Annotated in this window: 14 protein-coding genes; 5 read left to right on the top strand and 9 right to left on the bottom strand. The window is 71.3% G+C overall.

Annotated features, from left to right (window positions below; genetic code table 11):
* Nucleotides 1-74: 74 nt before the first annotated feature.
* From DI272_RS28205 to DI272_RS28195, 3 genes are read right to left on the bottom strand one after another with little or no spacing between them, the layout of a single operon-like run.
* The gene (locus tag DI272_RS28205) at nucleotides 75-2,561 is read right to left on the bottom strand and encodes a DUF4132 domain-containing protein (protein WP_109498026.1); all 2,487 of its coding nucleotides are present in this window, start codon (nucleotides 2,559-2,561) and stop codon (nucleotides 75-77) included.
* Nucleotides 2,561-2,953 (bottom strand): hypothetical protein, encoded by a 393-nt coding sequence (locus DI272_RS28200; RefSeq protein ID WP_109498025.1) that lies wholly within the window; start codon nucleotides 2,951-2,953, stop codon nucleotides 2,561-2,563. The genes DI272_RS28205 and DI272_RS28200 overlap by 1 nt, the downstream gene beginning before the upstream one ends.
* 49 nt (nucleotides 2,954-3,002) lie before the next feature.
* On the bottom strand, nucleotides 3,003-3,425 hold the full coding sequence (locus DI272_RS28195) for a hypothetical protein (RefSeq protein WP_109498024.1): 423 nt from the start codon (nucleotides 3,423-3,425) through the stop codon (nucleotides 3,003-3,005).
* Between the two features lie 131 nt (nucleotides 3,426-3,556).
* Here DI272_RS28195 and DI272_RS28190 point away from each other — a divergent pair, with 131 nt between their 5' ends.
* Both DI272_RS28190 and DI272_RS28185 read left to right on the top strand, forming a co-directional pair.
* Nucleotides 3,557-3,967, top strand: coding sequence for a VOC family protein (locus DI272_RS28190; protein WP_109498023.1), 411 nt, complete (start codon nucleotides 3,557-3,559; stop codon nucleotides 3,965-3,967).
* Nucleotides 3,968-3,993: 26 nt separating this feature from the next.
* Entirely contained in the window at nucleotides 3,994-4,746 is a 753-nt protein-coding gene (locus DI272_RS28185; RefSeq protein WP_109498022.1) for a TetR/AcrR family transcriptional regulator, read from the top strand.
* Nucleotides 4,747-4,754: 8 nt separating this feature from the next.
* Here DI272_RS28185 and DI272_RS28180 read toward each other — a convergent pair whose 3' ends face one another.
* Nucleotides 4,755-7,166, bottom strand: a complete 2,412-nt coding sequence (locus DI272_RS28180) for an MMPL family transporter (RefSeq protein WP_109498021.1) — start codon at nucleotides 7,164-7,166, stop codon at nucleotides 4,755-4,757.
* A gap of 167 nt (nucleotides 7,167-7,333) precedes the next feature.
* Between DI272_RS28180 and DI272_RS28175 the strand changes: the two genes are divergently transcribed.
* Together DI272_RS28175 and DI272_RS28170 are read left to right on the top strand one after the other, a co-directional pair.
* Nucleotides 7,334-8,023: a response regulator transcription factor gene (locus DI272_RS28175; RefSeq protein ID WP_109501073.1), complete on the top strand. Its 690-nt coding sequence runs from the start codon at nucleotides 7,334-7,336 to the stop codon at nucleotides 8,021-8,023.
* Nucleotides 8,020-9,459, top strand: a complete 1,440-nt coding sequence (locus tag DI272_RS28170; RefSeq protein ID WP_109498020.1) for a cell wall metabolism sensor histidine kinase WalK — start codon at nucleotides 8,020-8,022, stop codon at nucleotides 9,457-9,459. The genes DI272_RS28175 and DI272_RS28170 overlap by 4 nt, the downstream gene beginning before the upstream one ends.
* Nucleotides 9,460-9,706: 247 nt before the next feature.
* Here DI272_RS28170 and DI272_RS28165 read toward each other — a convergent pair whose 3' ends face one another.
* From DI272_RS28165 to DI272_RS45540, 4 genes are all read right to left on the bottom strand, one after another.
* Nucleotides 9,707-10,108, bottom strand: a complete 402-nt coding sequence (locus tag DI272_RS28165) for an ATP-binding protein (protein WP_109498019.1) — start codon at nucleotides 10,106-10,108, stop codon at nucleotides 9,707-9,709.
* A gap of 97 nt (nucleotides 10,109-10,205) precedes the next feature.
* Nucleotides 10,206-11,762 (bottom strand): ABC transporter substrate-binding protein, encoded by a 1,557-nt coding sequence (locus DI272_RS28160; protein ID WP_109498018.1) that lies wholly within the window; start codon nucleotides 11,760-11,762, stop codon nucleotides 10,206-10,208.
* Between the two features lie 207 nt (nucleotides 11,763-11,969).
* Entirely contained in the window at nucleotides 11,970-13,229 is a 1,260-nt protein-coding gene (locus tag DI272_RS28155) for a metallophosphoesterase (RefSeq protein ID WP_109498017.1), read from the bottom strand.
* 42 nt (nucleotides 13,230-13,271) lie between these two features.
* Nucleotides 13,272-13,514, bottom strand: a complete 243-nt coding sequence (locus tag DI272_RS45540; RefSeq protein WP_194081424.1) for an SCO4848 family membrane protein — start codon at nucleotides 13,512-13,514, stop codon at nucleotides 13,272-13,274.
* On the opposite strand from DI272_RS45540, the gene DI272_RS28150 reads away from it, so the two are divergent.
* Nucleotides 13,453-14,937, top strand: a complete 1,485-nt coding sequence (locus DI272_RS28150; protein ID WP_258314703.1) for a DUF5136 domain-containing protein — start codon at nucleotides 13,453-13,455, stop codon at nucleotides 14,935-14,937. The genes DI272_RS45540 and DI272_RS28150 overlap by 62 nt on opposite strands.
* On the opposite strand, the gene DI272_RS28145 is transcribed toward DI272_RS28150, so the two are convergent.
* Nucleotides 14,891-15,802, bottom strand: a complete 912-nt coding sequence (locus DI272_RS28145) for a YihY/virulence factor BrkB family protein (protein WP_109498015.1) — start codon at nucleotides 15,800-15,802, stop codon at nucleotides 14,891-14,893. The genes DI272_RS28150 and DI272_RS28145 overlap by 47 nt on opposite strands.
* Between the last annotated feature and the right edge of the window lie 131 nt (nucleotides 15,803-15,933).

Here is a 15,933-nt window from a genome sequence, read left to right as displayed (position 1 = left end):
GCCCGGTACGGCTTGCCGTACGGCTTGTGAGGGCCCCGCTTCCGGTTCGCGCCGGAGGCGGGGTCCTCTCGCGTCTACAGCTGGCTCAGGATCGTCCGGTCCGTGATCTTCGTGTCGGCGGCCAGCATCATCGCCTTGCTGAGGATGACCGCGAGCATGCGGTCGCCCTCGTAGGGGAGGTAACCGGCCTGCGGGGCGGCCGGGTCGGACTTCGGGACGATGCACAGGTACTGGTCGTTCGGGGTGCGCAGGATGTTGCCCGAGCCGAGGTGGATCTTGTACGTGTGGCGGTCGCCCTTGACCTGGAGGAAGCGGCCCTCCAGGGTGCAGCGGTCGGCTATCGCCAGCCTCGGTATCAGGCGTTCCAGCAGGGCCCGGCGGGTCTCGGCGCTCGCGCCCAGTTCGCCGAAGCCGTACGACGTCCAGTACTCCCGGAAGCGGCCGCCGGGGCCGCCGTCCTGCCAGGTCGGGTCGTTGCCGACGCTCGCGACGCCGACGAACAGGTCCACGTCCCGCAGGACTTCGGACAGGACCAGGGGCGGGATCTCCGTCAGGGGCAGGGGGTCGACCGGGGCCGCTCCGTCGCGCAGCCACATGCTGTACTCGCCGCCGCAGCAGTGCGCGGAGTTCTCCGGGGCGTCGATCGGGTAGAAGCGGACCTGGTCGGTACGCAGGCGGAGGAAGCTGCCGGAGTCCGTGAGGTCCTCGTGGTTCTCGCCGCCGTCGCCCTCGATCCAGTACTCGGCGCGCAGGCCCCACGCGGGCAGTTCGCGGGTGGCCGGCGGCGCTTCGTCGTCCACGCTCAGGCGCAGCTTGTTGCGCCAGCCGCGGACCGCCGCCAGGGCGTGGAACTGGTGCTGGCGGAGGTAGTGCGCGGCGAAGCGGTTGGAGTAGGTGCCCGTCGCGCGTTCCGCGTCGGTGAGCAGATAGACCTCGCGGTGGGCCTGCTTGAACGGCTGGGTGATGCCGTGGCGTTCCAGCCAGTCGCGCCAGGCGACGATCTCGGCGGGTTCGTGGCCGACGGGGTGCCAGAGCGTGACCTCGGTGCCGCTGTGGACCGGGTCGTCGGTGAGGGTGCGCAGGGCGCCGTCGGCGAAGCCGACCGTGGTGCCGTCGACCGTCCACAGGAGGCGGCGGGCGAGGGTGCCGACGAGGGGGTGGTCGAGGTAGCGCTCGCGCCAGGCGGCGTAGGACCAGGCGCGGCGGGCCACGAACTGGCGGTCCAGGCGCTCGCTCTGGGCGGAGAGCATCTTGTCGATGTCCTTGACGGCCGCCTTGAGCTCCTTGAGCTCCTCGGGGTGGTCGCGGCGGACGCCGGCCGGGACGCTCCGCACGGCCTTTCCGGTGGCGTTGCGCCAGGTCAGCGTCGCCTTCGCGCCATGGACCTCGACCGTCGCCGTGACCTCGCCGAGGCGGTGTTCGGCGCGGCCCACTTCGGTCAACCCGTAGGCGGGGACGGCCAGTTCCTCGATCTCCTCGCGGCTGAGGCCCATGGCCTCGGCGCGCGCGTCGAGCGAAGTGTCGAGCAGCTTCAGCGTGCCCTTGTAGGTGACCCGGGTGGCCAGGCGGGCCAGTTCGGCGAGGGCCTCCCCGCTGTCGATGCGGGCGAGGGCGGTGACAGCGGCGTTGGCGACCTTGGGGTTGACCGGGCCCAGGCCGGGGACCTTCCTGAGCGCGGTCTCGACGAGGGCGCCCAGGGTGCGGGCGGTGTCGGGGTGCGGGGGCAGGAAGGAGACCAGCCAGGCGAGGCCGCGCAGCGCGTCCGCGTTGAACGGGTCGAAGGTGGCGTTGGGGTCGGCTCCCCACGGTGAGACGAGCAGGGGGCGGGTGCGGGGGCGTCCCACCAGGCGCAGCCAGTCCGTCAGGCGTTCCCGGACCGGCTCCGGGCCGACGGCCGCGATGAGCTCCCGTCCGGTCTTCTCCCACCGGGCGGAAGGGCGGGCGGCGGTGGCCGTGACCGCGTGGGCGACGAGACGGGTCCAGCCCTCGTCGAGACCTGTCAGGTCGGCCAGGGCCTGGTCGGACCATGCCTCTCCCGGGTTCACCACGGGGTGGGTGAGCTTCGCGACCAAGGCGGCCAGGCGCTCCTTTCCGCTCCACGACGTCAGCCGCGTCCGGCGGACCAGCGCGACGAAGTCGCCCGGGAGTTCGTTGCCGTCGGCCAGTTCCAGTTCGGTGAGCCGGAGGAGCAGGGTCACGTCGTGGTGTGCCTCCTGCTCGGAGAGCAGGGCCATCAGGACGGGGCGCAGGTCCTGCGGGTGGTCGACGTCCGTCGTCCTGCTCCGCAGGTTGATCAGCATCAGAACGATGTGCCGGCGGCCGTCCGCCCCCTGGTCCAGTGCGAAGTACCGCTCGGCCAAGCGGTGCATCAGCACGGGCCGGAACGGCGGTTCGACGACATTCAGCGCCCGGAGGACCTGCTGCTCGGGCCCGCCCCAGGGGCCTCCCACCAGGTCGGCGAGTTCCAGCAGCGGCGGCACCAGGCGCTCGGCGTCCTCGGCCGCGATCAGGGCGAGGACCTCCCGGATCAGCTCGGCGCGCCTCTCGGTCGACTCGGTCATCAGCCACCCACCAGCGCCACGAGCTTGAGGAACGTGACCTCGGTCGACAGGCCCAGCTCGACCTCCTCGTCGAGCTCCGTCACCTGGCGGTCGCCGACCAGCACCAGGAAGCCGTTGCCCGCGAACGCCTTCAGCGCCAGGGCCGTCTGCTTCTCGGGGTCTATGCGGCGGGGGGTGCGCAGCGCGTAGCCGTTCAGCACGCGCTCGGTGTTCTCGGGCTGTACCAGGCCCTGGAAGACCTCGGGTGTGCGCGCGTTGTACTCGGCGACCTCCTGGAAGACCCGGCGGCGGATCAACTCACGGACGCTGAGCCGCTCTTCGGTGATCTCCAGCCCCCAGCCGTCGCTGCGGCCCCCGCTTGTCGTCTCGTCGACGAACGTCACGAATCCCATGCCGCCGACAGTACGACCCGCCACTGACAACGCCCTGCGCGCCGGTGGCTCACCGCACCAGCGGCCGGCTCCACTCCCGTGCCCCGGCCGCCCGCATCAGCTCCACGGTGACCAGCGGGTGGACGAGTTCGACGTAACGCACCTGGCTGGTCAGGGACTTCCGCAGCTGGCGGAGGCTGCGCGCGCCGAAGGACGCCTCCCGCCGGCTCCCCGCGATCCCCGCGGCCCGCGCCAGCTTCTCGACGCCGACCTTGCACTCGGTGGCCCCGGCGTCCCGGCAGACGTGTATCTCGACATCCCCTGCCCACAGCCCGAGGACGGCCTTGTAGCGCACGTCGGCGCCGGTGTACGTCACCACGGCCAGGTGCCGGTCCGCGGTCTCGTCCACCGGCCCCTCCAGTGCCAGTCTGCGCGCGGCCCCGGCGAACGCCGCCCGCGTCTCGTGGAAGAAGCCCTCTGCTCCCGGAACCATCCCCGCCCCCTCTTTCGTACGGCTCTGGCGAGGGCACAGCGTACCGACGCGGCGCGTGCTTTCTCGGCCCAATGAGTGACCTCGTGGGCGGGACGCCCGGCAACCGTCATTCCCGCACCTAATCTGATCGCATGTCAGATGACGAGTCGTACGAACTGCTCGGTTTCGACAATGTGCTGCTGCCCGTCGGGGACCTCGGCGAGGCGGTCGGCTTCTACGAACGCGCCGGGTTCACGGTCGGGTTCCGGCTCGACGAGGCCGGGATCGCGCTGCTGAAGGTCGGGGGCGAGACGCCCGGCATCCTGCTCCGGCAGGAGGAGGCGCTCGGGCACCGCCCGCCGCCGTGGCCGTCCCCGCGCGTGTGGCTGGAGGTGGCGGACGCGCGCACGGCCGCCCGGGAGCTGCGGGGCGCCGGCGTCGCGCTGCTGGACGAGCCGTTCTCCGTGGCCACCGGGTGGACCGTCGAGGTCGCCGACCCCTGGGGCAACGTCCTGGGGTTCACCGACTACACCAAGCGGCCGGAGCTCGGCCGCAGGCCGTGACGCGGGTGCCTTTAGGCTCTCGTACCGTGCCCGCGAAGAACGAAGAGACCGCAGAGAACGCAGCAGCCGACGGCGGCGGCACGCCGTCCAGCAAATCCGAGCAGACCCGCGCCCTCATCCTGGAGACCGCCATGCGGCTGTTCCAGGAGCGCGGCTACGACAAGACGACCATGCGGGCCATCGCCAAGGAGGCCGGGGTCTCCGTCGGCAACGCGTACTACTACTTCGAGGGCAAGGAGCACCTGATCCAGGGCTTCTACGACCGGATCGCCGCCGAGCACCAGGTGGCGGTCCGGGAGGTCCTGGCGCGGGAGACCGACCTGGAGGCGCGGCTCGCCGGGGTGCTGCGGGCGTGGCTGGACATCGCCACGCCGTACCACGAGTTCGCGGTGCAGTTCTTCAAGAACGCCGCCGACCCCGACAGTCCGCTCAGCCCGTTCTCCGAGGAGTCGGAGCACGCGCGCGTGGAAGCCGTCTCGGTCCACCGCCAGGTGCTGGCCGGTACCAGGACGAAGGTGCCGGAGGAGCTGCGGGACGTGCTGCCGGAGCTGATGTGGCTGGCCCAGATGGGGCTCGTGCTGTATTGGATCTTCGACCGGACCCCGGGGCGGGAGCGCAGCTACCGGCTCGCGGAGCGCGGGGCCCGGCTGACCGCGCGCGGCGTCGCGCTGGCCCGGTTCCGGGTGCTGCGGCCGCTCGTGCGGGAGGTGCACGAGCTGTTCACGGACTTCCTGCCGGGGATGACGAAGATGCTGCCCGCCCCCGGCAGGAACCCGTAGCGGTCACCTCAGTTGACGGCGTCGACCTCGCCCTCGGCCAGTTCCACGTCGTACACCAGCGGCCCGTCCCCGACGACCACGTGACCTGCGCGTGAGCCGTACGCGGCCGCCGTGGCCGCCAGGAGGTACGTGCCCGGGGCAGGGACCGACACGATGTAGGAGCCGTCGGCCAGCGACACCACCCGGTCCAGCTGCCGTCCGCCGCGCGAGAGCAGCGTCACCGCCGCGCCCTCCACGGCCTCGCCGTCGGCGTTCCGGACGAAGCCGTGGACGGCGGAGGCCGGGCCGTCGCCCTCCGCCCCCGCCGGGGCCGGCTCGTCGTCCTCCTTGGGCTCCACCGCCAGGTGCGGCAGCCGCTTCTCCAGGCCCTCCGGCAGCCACCAGTTGGACTTGCCGAGCAGGTGCATCGCGGCCGGCACCAGCGCCGTACGCAGGATGAACGCGTCCAGGGCGACGGCGGCGGCGAGGCCGATGCCCGCCATGGCGCCCTCCATGTCACCGCTGAGGACGAACGCGGAGAACACGCAGATCATGATCAGGGCGGCGCAGTTGATGACCCGGCTGGTCTCGGCGAGGCCCACGCGCACCGCGCGCGCGTTGTCGCGCGTGTGCACCCACTCCTCGTGCATCCGGCTCACCAGGAACACCTGGTAGTCCATGGAGAGGCCGAAGAGCAGCGAGAGCATGATGACCGGCAGGAACGCCGTGATCGGGCCCTCCTTGCCGATGCCGATGAGCTCCGTGCCCCAGCCCCACTGGAAGATCGCCACCAGCACGCCGAAGGACGCGGCCGCCGCGATGAGGTTCATCAGGGCCGCCGTCAGCGGCACCACCAGCGAGCGGAAGGCGACCAGCAGGAGCAGGAAGCCGAGGCCGATGATGGTGGCGACGAAGTAGGGCAGCCGGTCGCCGGTGACGGCCGCGAAGTCCTTGAAGACGGCTGTCACACCGCCGACGTGGGCCTCGGCGCCGGACGCCGGGATCACGTCGTCGCGCAGCCGGTCGATGAGCTGGTCGGTCTTCTCCGACTGCGGTGACGTCGTCGGGACGACCTGGATGACGGAGATGCCGTTGGTGGGCGGGGCGGCGGCGACCTGGGCGACGCCCTCGGTGGACTTGATGGTCGTCGCGAGGGCCTGGGCGTCGCCCTTCTCGACGACCACCTGGAGCGGGCCGTTGAATCCGGGGCCGAAGCCCTCGGCGAGCAGGTCGTAGGCCTGCCGGGTGGTCTGCGACTCCTGGTGGTTGCCTTGGTCGGTGGCGCCGAGCCGGATCGACAGCACCGGCAGCGCCAGCACCGCCATCACCACGAAGGCCGCCGCGGCTATGGAGCGCGGGCGCTTCTGGACGTACGACGACCAGCGCGCCGCGAGCCCGCTGGCCTCCGCCGACTCGGGGCCGTTCGCGGCGAGGCGGCGGCGCTGCTTGCGGCTGAGGACCCGCATGCCGAGGAAGCCGAGGAGGGCGGGCAGCAGGGTGGTCGCCGCCAGCACGCTCAGGACGACGGTCAGCGAGGTCGCGATGACCACACCGTCCAGGAACCGCATGTTCATCACGAGCATGCCGGCGAGCGCGATGCAGACCGTACCGCCCGCGAACAGCACCGCCCGGCCCGAGGTGTTGAGGGCGGTGACGGCCGCGTCCTCCGGCTTCATGCCGCGCAGGATGCCGCGGCGGTGCCGGGTGACGATGAACAGGGCGTAGTCGATGCCGACGCCGAGGCCGATCAACGAGCCGAGCAGCGGGGCGACTTCGGGCACGTCGGTGACATGGCTGAGCAGCGAGGTCGCCATCAGGCCGGTGCCGAGGGCCGCGATGGCCACGACGAGGGGCAGCAGCATCGCGAAGAGCGAGCCGAAGGCCAGGAAGAGCACGATCGCGGCGGCGACGATGCCGACGAGCTCGGCGGTGCCCTGCGGGGGCTCCTGGGTGCGGGCGATCGCCTGGCCGCCCAGCTCGACCTGGAGACCGTCCCGTTCCGCGGCCTGCGCGGTGTCGACGACGTCCTCGATCAGCTCCTTGGGCACCGCGTTCGCCTGCTCGGCGAAGGTGACCTGGGCGTACGCGATCCGCCCGTCGCGGCTGATCTGCCCGGCGCCGCCGGACGCGTACGGGTCGGTGACCTCACCGACGCCCTTCATCGCCGCGATCTCCTTCAGCGCGGGCTCGATGCGGGACCGTACGGACTCGTCCCGTACCGACCCCTCGTCGACCTTCCACACCACCGTGTCGGTGTCGCCCGCGCTCTGCGGGAAGGCCTTCGTCATCAGGTCGTACGCGGTCTTGGAATCCGTGTCCGGCAGCGAGAAGACGTTCGCGTAGTCGGTGCCCGCGGCCGAACCGGCCGCCCCGAGCCCGAACAACGCCCCCACCCACAAGAACAGGACCACCAGCCGGTGCCGATAGCACCACCGTGCCAATGCCGCCACGTTCAACACTCCCCAGTCGGTTGTCGGTCGGTCCCCCAGGTCCTGGGCACAAGACTGGCGGCGGCACGCGCGCGGGGACACCGACCCCGACCGACTCTCAAGGAACTCCAAAGGGCGAACCGGCCCGGCTGTCAGTGGGGCCGCCGATACTGGGGGGCATGACGACGGCTCCAGGCACCGTGCTGGTCGTGGAGGACGAGGAGAGCATCGCGGACGTCCTCGCCATCGCGCTGCGCTACCACCGGTTCGAGGTGATGGTCGCGGGCACCGTCCGCGAGGCCCTGACGCTCGCCGAGCGCACCCGGCCCGACGCGGCGCTGCTCGACGTGATGCTCCCCGACGGCGACGGTCGCGCCCTCGGGCGGCAGCTGCGCGCCGAGCGACCGGACCTGGCGCTGGTCTTCCTCACCGCCCGGGACTCCCCCGCCGAGGTCGTCGGCGCCCTCGGCTTCGGCGACGACTACATCACCAAGCCGTTCAACATCGACGAGGTCGTCGCCCGGATCACCGCCGTGCTGCGCCGCACCCGCCCCGCCGACGTCCTGCCGCAGCGGCCCCTGCTGCGCTACGGCGACCTGGAGCTGGACGAGACGACGTACTCGGTGCACCGCGCCGGCCGCTCGGTCGAGCTCACCCCCACCGAGTACGCGCTGCTGCGCTTCCTGGTGCGCAACGGCGGCCGGATCGTGCCCAAGGAGCAACTCCTGCGCCATGTCTGGCAGTACGAGCACACCCCGCCCGAGTCGACCGTCGTGGAGACCTACATCAGCTATCTGCGGCGCAAGCTGGACACCCTGGGACCGCCGCTGATCACCACGCGGCGCGGTGTCGGATACGGCCTGGCATGAGGCTCAGGTCCCTGGGCTGCCGGCGCGGCATCCATTCGCTGCGCGCCAAGCTGACGCTGGCCAACGTGGCGCTGCTGGCGCTCGGCATCGTCGCGGCGACCGCCGTGAGCGTGATGGGCATGCGGTACTACCTGCTCGACCAGATCGACTCGGAGCTGGCCAAGACCCGCGAGACGCTGAGCAGTTCGCGGCTGACGATGCAGATGATCGACGATCTGAGCGCGCTGGCGATCGTCCGGGAGAGGTTCCTCCAGCAGGACGACGGGGAGGCGCGGCCGGATCAGATCCTCAGCGTCGTCGACGCGCGGGGCGACACGGTCTCGATGGGCGACCTCACCCCGAGCGACCTCCAGAAGGATCTCGCGGCCGTGGTGGACGACCCGCGCGCGCTGGCCGCCGACACCGAGCCGCACGACATCCAGGTGCGCGGCGACGCCTACCGGGCCACCGCCACGCGGCTCACCGACGGCACGTACATCCTGCTCGCCACCTCCACCGAGGCCGTCCACAAGGGCATCGGCAAGGCCGTCAGGCTCGACCTCGCCATCGGCAGCCTGCTGCTGGCGCTGCTGGCCTGTCTGACCATGTTCAGCGTGCGGCGCCGGATGCGGCCGCTGGAGGACATGGTGGAGACCTCCTCGGCGATCGCCGAGGGTGATCTGACCCGGCGGGTCCCCTCCAGCCGGGAGGCCACCCTGGAGGTCGAGCAGCTGCGCACCGCCCTCAACTCCATGCTGCACCAGGTGGAGTCGGCGTACCGCACGCGCGAGCACAGCGCCGCCCAGCTGCGCCGCTTCGTCGCGGACGCCTCGCACGAGCTGCGCACGCCGCTGTCCGCGATACGCGGCTACCTCCAGCTGTACGACCAGGGGATGCTCCAGGACCCGGAGGAGCGCAAGAGGGCGTGGGGGCGGGTGATGGCCGAGGCCGACCGGATGGGACGCCTGGTGGACGAACTGCTCACGCTCGCCCGCCTCGACCAGCAGCCCGAGCTGCGCTTCCGCAACGTCGACCTGACCCGGCTGGTGCGGGACGCGGCCGAGGACCTGCGGGTGCAGCAGCCGGGGCGGCCGATCAGTGTCGACGCCGACGGGGTGCTGCTGGTGCATGCCGACGAGGCCGGTCTCAGACAGGTCCTGGGCAACCTGGTGGGCAACGTCCGCACACACACGCCGGCCGATGTGCCGGTGCGGCTGAAGGTGGAGCGGGCCTACGGCGCCGTACGGCTGTGCGTCTCCGACGACGGGCCCGGCCTGGGCGAGGAGGACGCGGCGCGGGTCTTCGACCGGTTCTTCCGGGCCGGCGGGGGCGCGGGCAGCGGGCTCGGCCTGGCGATCGTGCAGGGCGTCGTCCAGGCGCACGGCGGCCGGGTGACGGTCCGGACAGCACCGGGCGAGGGGCTGGCGGTGACGGTGATGCTGCCTGCGCGGCCTTGAGGGGGCGGGGAAGCGGCGACGGCTCTTTGAGCGAGCGCGGAAGCGGCACCGGCTCCCTGAGCGAGCGCGGAAGCGGCGACGGATGCCTGAGCAGCCGCGGGAGGGGCGCTGCTCCCCTTGCAGGCCGCGATCGCCCGCCATCGGATTGCAGCCGAGGTCGCCCGCCACCGGCTTGCAGCCGCGGTCGTCCCCTACCGGCTTGAAGCCGCGGTCGTCCGCAACCGGCCGCGTGAGCCCGTCATACGAGTCACGCGTCGGCCATGACCAGGGCCCATACCGTCTGGCCGTGCCGGCCGCGGCTCCACACGCCCCACGCGGCGGCGAGGTTCTCCACCAGGTGCAGTCCGCGGCCGGACTCCTCCCACTCGCCCACCAGCCGCAGCCGTGGCTCCAGCCGGCCCTCGTCGGAGACCTCTATGAGGCAGGAGCCGTCGGCGAGGGCGGTCACCGCGACCTCGAACTCGCGCTCCAGCAGCGGCCCGTGACGGACGACGTTGGTGGTCAGCTCGGACACCAGCAGCACCGTGTCCGCGAGCGCCGGGTCGTCATCGCCGTGGCCCCAGTCGGCCAGATGGTCCCGGACCCGGCGCCGGGCCAGACCGACGGAAGCCGGATGCCGGGGCAGCCGGAAGGAGTTGCGTCTCAACACGTTTGCTCCTCACCCCGCACACACCTCCGTCACATGGTGCTGCGTCGGGCGGCTACCCCCGCGTCACTCGGGCGAATCCCCAGGGCGCGAGTTCGCGTCAGATCCAGTTGAGACGCCAGAGCCGGAAAACACCCGTACCGTCCGAAAGGTACTGGCCACCACCGACGTCCTCGCTGCTCACGACGTACTCCTTGGCCTGCCAGAGCGGAATGACCGGAACATCGCGCGCGACGGCGTCCTGCATCGACCGGAAGTCCTCCGCGGCGTCACCGCGGTCGGCATGCTGCTGACTGGCCTGGATCAGACGGTCGACCTCGGGGCTGCTGTACCCGGTGTTCATGGTGCCGTCGCTGCCGACGAGCGGTCCGCCGTAGGTGTCCGGGTCGGGGAAGTCGGCGACCCAGCCCACCGCGTAGGCGTCGAGCTTGCCGGTGGCCCACGCCTTCTGGAAGGCGGTCCATTCGTACGGCTTGAGCGTCACCTTGAACAGGCCGCCGTCCTCCAGCTGCCGCTTGAGCTCCGCAGCCTCCTTGTCGGCGGCGCCGCGGCCGGTGGCGTACCCGTAGGTGAACTTCACCGGCAGCGAGACCCCCGCCTCGGTGAGCAGGGCGCGCGCCTTGGCGGTGCTCTGCTTGGCGTAGGCGTCGAAGAACGCCGTGGTGTGGCCGGTGATGCCCGCCGGGATCAGCGAGTAGAGCGGGTCGACGGTCCCCTCGTAGACCGTGGCGGCCAGCCGCTCGCGGTCGATCAGCCAGGCCATCGCCTGCCGGACCTTGGTCTCGTGCAGCGGCGAGGAGGAGCGGGTGTTCAGGTAGAGGTTGCGGACCTCGGAGCTGTCGGCCTCGGAGACCCGCGTCGAGGGGTCGCTCGGGTTCAGCGCGGCCAGCACCTTGGGCGGCAGCTGGCGGGTGGCCACGTCGATCTGCCGGTCCTTCCAGGCCGCGTCGAGCGCGTCGGCGTCCTTGTAGTAGAGCAGCTCGACGGGCTGCCCGGCGTCCCTGACCGCGCCCTTGTAGCGGCTGCTGGGCGTGAGGCCGGCCTTCTCGTTCTTCGTGTACGACGTCAGCTCGTACGGGCCGGTGCCGTCGACGCCGTTGTCGGTGCGCAGGGCGTCCGCCGGGTACTTGGTGCGGTCGACGATCGAGCCCGCTCCGGTGGCGACCTTGAACGGGAAGGTGGCGTCCGCGGAGGAGAGGTGGAAGGTGACCGTCAGCCCCTTGGCCGTCACCGACTTGAGGGTGTCGAGGAGGGAGGCCGGGCCGACGTCCGACTTGATCTTCTTGACACGGTCGAAGGAGTACTTGACGTCCTCGGCGGTCATCGCGCGCCCGCCCGGGAACTCGAGGCCCTCGCGCAGCTCACAGCGGTACGTCTTGAGTCCGCCGCCCACCCACTCACAGCTCTCCGCCGCGTCCGGCACCGGTTTGGCGCCGCCCGACTCGAAAGTCAGCAGCGACTGGAAGACGTTGCTGAACAGGGCCCAGGAGCCGGCGTCGTAGGCGCCGGCCGGGTCGAGGGACGTGACGACGTCCGACGTCCCGACCTTGATGGTCTTGCTCGTGTCCTCCTGCGACGGCATCAACTGCCAGCCGCCCACTCCCACGGCCGCCAGCACGAGCAGCGTCGCGAGAATCCGTATGCGAACTGATCGCATCGGTTTCCTTCCCCGGGCCCCTGACGGCCCCCAAGCGCATATGCCACTCCCCTAGCGGCGCGGCTCACCTAATCACACGGGTTTCTCCGGGGGAAGAGGGATCTTGAGAGTTGAGAAAGTCATTGCCGCAAGGTGTTACCGAAGAGTTTCACAGGGCTCGCACAGAGTCCGCCGCGCATGGTTGCGAACCGGCGCCGCCCGAGGTCATCACGCCTGTCGGGACGCCAACTCGATCACCGTGATGTCCGAGGGCGCGCCCACGCGCGTGGGCGGCCCCCAGGCGCCCGCGCCGCGGCTGACGTAGAGCTGGGTGTCGCCGTAGCGCTCCAGGCCCGCGACGGTCGGGTTGGCGGCCTCGGCGATGAGGTTGCCGGGCCAGAGCTGGCCGCCGTGGGTGTGACCGGAGAGCTGGAGGTCGACGCCGTGCTCGACGGCGTCGTGGATCTGCACCGGCTGGTGGGCGAGGAGCACGCACGCGCGCGTGGTGTCACGGTCGCCCAGCGCCTTGGCGAAGTCGGGCCCCTGGCCCTCGCTCTCCCCGGCGATGTCGTTGACCCCCGCGAGGTCGAAGTACGGCAGCTCGGTACGGGCGTTCTCCAGGGGGAGCAGTCCGAGGCGGCGCACCTCCTCGACCCACTGTGCGGCGCCGGAGAAGTACTCGTGGTTGCCGGTGACGAAGTAGGCCGGCGCCTTCAGCCGCGACAGCGGGGCCGCCGCCGGGCCGAGGTCCTTCACGCTGCCGTCCACCAGGTCGCCGACGACGGCGACCAGGTCGGGCTGCGTGGAGTTGATGGTGTCCACGACCGTCTGCGCGAAGCCGCGGCCGAGGACGGGGCCGAGGTGGATGTCGCTGACCACCGCGATCCTGAACCCGTGCGCCGCGCGCGGCAGTTTGGCCAGCGGCACGGTGACCCGCCTCACCCTGGGCCCGCGCAGCACGCCGTACGTGCCGTAGCCGACGGTCCCGACCGCGACCGCGGCGGCGGCGCCGCCAACCACGCGGGAGACGAAGAGGCGGCGGGAGGGGGCGGGAAGGAGACGGGCGGACGCCGGCGCCGCCGGTTGCTCCCCGGCGGGCTCTTCCGGCGCCGTGCCCGCCGGTACGGTTTCCGGCCGGGGTACGACGACAGGGGCGGCGGGCGCCCTGCGCCGGTCCCGTCGCTCCAGGAAACGGCGCAGCAGCGGTCGTACGGCCTCACCCGCCACCACGCCGAGCAGCAGGTAGATCGACAGCGCGAGCCACAGGAAGCCGGGCCAGGCGAGGGCCTGCTGGAGCCAGAAGGGGGCGCCGGTGCGCTCGCCCACGAGGGCGCCGATCGCCAGCAGCCAGCCACCGGCGACGACCGCCGCGCCCGCCCGCCGCACCCATCCCGGGCCACTGGTCGTGTCACGGAACAACCGGCGCCACAGGTACCAGTTGGCGGTCACCAGGACGGCCAGGGCGAGCACGGCGAAGACGATGACCACGAAGTCGTATCCCTTTGTTGTCGATTGCGGAGTACTGGTCCGCTATGACGTCTGGCGCAATGCGCGCACCCCGCGCAACCCGATGAGCCCGACGACCGTCCCCAATACGAAGGAAACGACGGCGAGCAGCAGGTGCACCCAGAAGTACGCGGTCGGGTCGCCCGCGTCGTCGAACGCGAGCCCGCTGCCGTCCTTGACGAGATTCTTGACGAAAGTGATCCAGATGACCCAGCTCCACACCCCGAAGGCGAGCAGGAACCAGGAGACGGGGCGGCTGAGCTTCATACGTCCAGTATCTCCGCCGGGCGTCCGGTTCCTCGGCCGGGGTGGGGAGGGCGGCTTCCGCGGCCGGGACGAGGAGAACGGCTTCCGTGGCCGGGATGGGGAGGGCGATGCGACTTCGCGAGCGGTGGCATGTACGTTTCCGACCGTGCCCGCACCCAAGAAGACCGCCAGGCGCACCCTGCTGGTCGCTTCCGCCGCTTTGACGTCCCTCGCGCTGACCGCCGCCCCCGTGCTCGCCGCGCCCAGCCCCTCGACGTCTCCCTCGGCCACCCCGCCCGCGACCATGTCGACCGTCGGCGGCGCCCGGCTCGGGCAGGCCGGGACCCAGGTCAACCTGGCGAGCGGCGTGCCGGTGCTGCCCAAGGACCTCACCGCGCGGTCGTGGATCGTCTCCGACGCCGAGTCGGGCGAGGTGCTCGCCGCGCACAACGCGCACTGGCGGCTGGCCCCGGCGAGCACCCTGAAGATGCTGTTCGCCGACACCGTCCTGCCGAAGTTCCCCAGCACGACGGAGCACAAGGTCGTCCCCTCCGACCTGGCGGGCGTCGGCGCGGGCTCCAGCATGGTCGGCATAAAGGAGGGCGAGACCTACACCGTCCACGACCTGTGGCTGGGGGTCTTCCTGCGCTCCGGCAACGACGCCGTGCACGTACTGGCCGCGATGAACGCCGGCGTCAAGAACACGGTCGCGGAGATGAACGAGCACGCCGAGGAGCTCCAGGCCCTCGACACGCACGTGGTCAGCCCGGACGGCTACGACGCCGAGGGCCAGGTGTCCAGCGCGTACGACCTGACGCTGTTCGCCCGCTCCGGCCTGCAGAAGAAGGACTTCCGCGAGTACTGCTCGACGGTCACCGCGAAGTTCCCGGGCGAGACGAAGAAGACCAAGAAGGGCAAGAAGGTCCGCGAGTCCTTCGAGATCCAGAACACCAACCGGCTGCTGTCCGGCACCGACTCCGACATCGGCGTCTACCCGGGCATCGCGGGCGTGAAGAACGGCAACACCACCAACGCGGGCGCCACCTTCACCGGCGTCGCCGAGCGGAACGGCAAGGTGCTGCTCGTCACCGTCATGAACCCCGAGAAGAACGAGCACAACGAGGTCTACAAGGAGACCGCGAAACTCTTCGACTGGGGCTTCAAGGCCGTCGGCAAGGTCGCCCCGGTGGGCGAGCTGGTCCCGCCGAAGAGTGCGGCGCAGCCGACCGCCCAGCCGGGTGCCACGGCCTCCGGCGAGGCGGGCGGTGTGACGGGCGGCGGGTCCTCCACCAAGCCGGTGGCGAGCGCCACGGCCTCCTCCGGCGGCGGCGGCATGGGCACCGCCTTCGCGATCACCGGCGGCGTGCTGGTGCTGCTGGCGGCCGGCGCGTTCCTGGTCAACCGCCGGTGGCCGCTGCCGGATCTCGTACGGCGTCGTCGCTGACCTCCGGCAGATCGACCTCTTTGCTCGGCGTCGCCGTCCAGGAGGCGCAGAACAGGACGAGTTTCGACGTGAAGTTGATCCACAGCAGCAGGGCGACGGGGACGCCGAACGCGCCGTACATGCTCTTCCCGGCCACGCCCTGCATGTAGCCGCTCAGCAGCAGCTTCAGCAGCTCGAACCCGACCGCGCCGATCAGCGCCGCCACCAGCAGCCTGCGGCGGGTCGGTTCGACGCCGGGCAACAGGGTGAGGACGTACAGCAGGAGCAGGAAGTCGGCGAGCACGGCGATCAGGAACGCGGCGGTCCGCAGCAGGACGGCGCCCCAGCCCGCGCGGTCGATGCCGATCTGGTCGCTGATCCAGCCGACCATGGCGGAGCCGACAGCAGAGGCGGCGATCGTGACGAGGAGCGCGCCGCCGAGGCCCAGCAGGACACCGGTGTCCTTGGCCTTGCCCAGGAACGGGTTCACCTCCTCGTCGGGCAGCTCCCACACCGCGCGCAGACACTCGCGCATGGAGCCGACCCAGCCGATGCCGGTGAACAGCAGAAGGGCGCCCGCGATGAGCCCGATGGTGCCGGCGTTCTCCACCAGACCGTCGATGTTCAGCTGGTCGGAGATGCCGGGCACCTGATCGGCGATCTTGTTCTGCAGCTCGTCCTGCTGCGACTTGCTGAGGGTCGCGGCGGCGATCGCGGCGGCCACGGTCAGCAGCGGGAACAGCGCGATGAAGCTGATGAACGTCATCGCGGCCGCCAGCCGCGTCCACTTCACCCGGTCCAGCCGCTCGTACGAGCGCCACGCGTGCGTGGCCATCAGCCGGGTGACCGCCGACCCGACCACGGGGAGCTTCTTCAGCCAGTCCATGTCCGCCTCTGTGCTCGGTGCCCCAGGTGCTGCCCTGGGTGCGGAAGACCCCTGTACGAGTACCCCAAAAGCGCAGGACAGTGGCGATCGCCATGCCGATTGCCGCGCTGGGGTCGGTGGCCGGGGGCTGT

Origin of the sequence: Streptomyces sp. Act143, assembly GCF_003143935.1 — a bacterium.
Lineage (GTDB): Bacteria > Actinomycetota > Actinomycetes > Streptomycetales > Streptomycetaceae > Streptomyces.
Note: the sequence above shows the minus strand (reverse complement) of the source record. Positions and strands in the feature narration are given on the sequence as shown.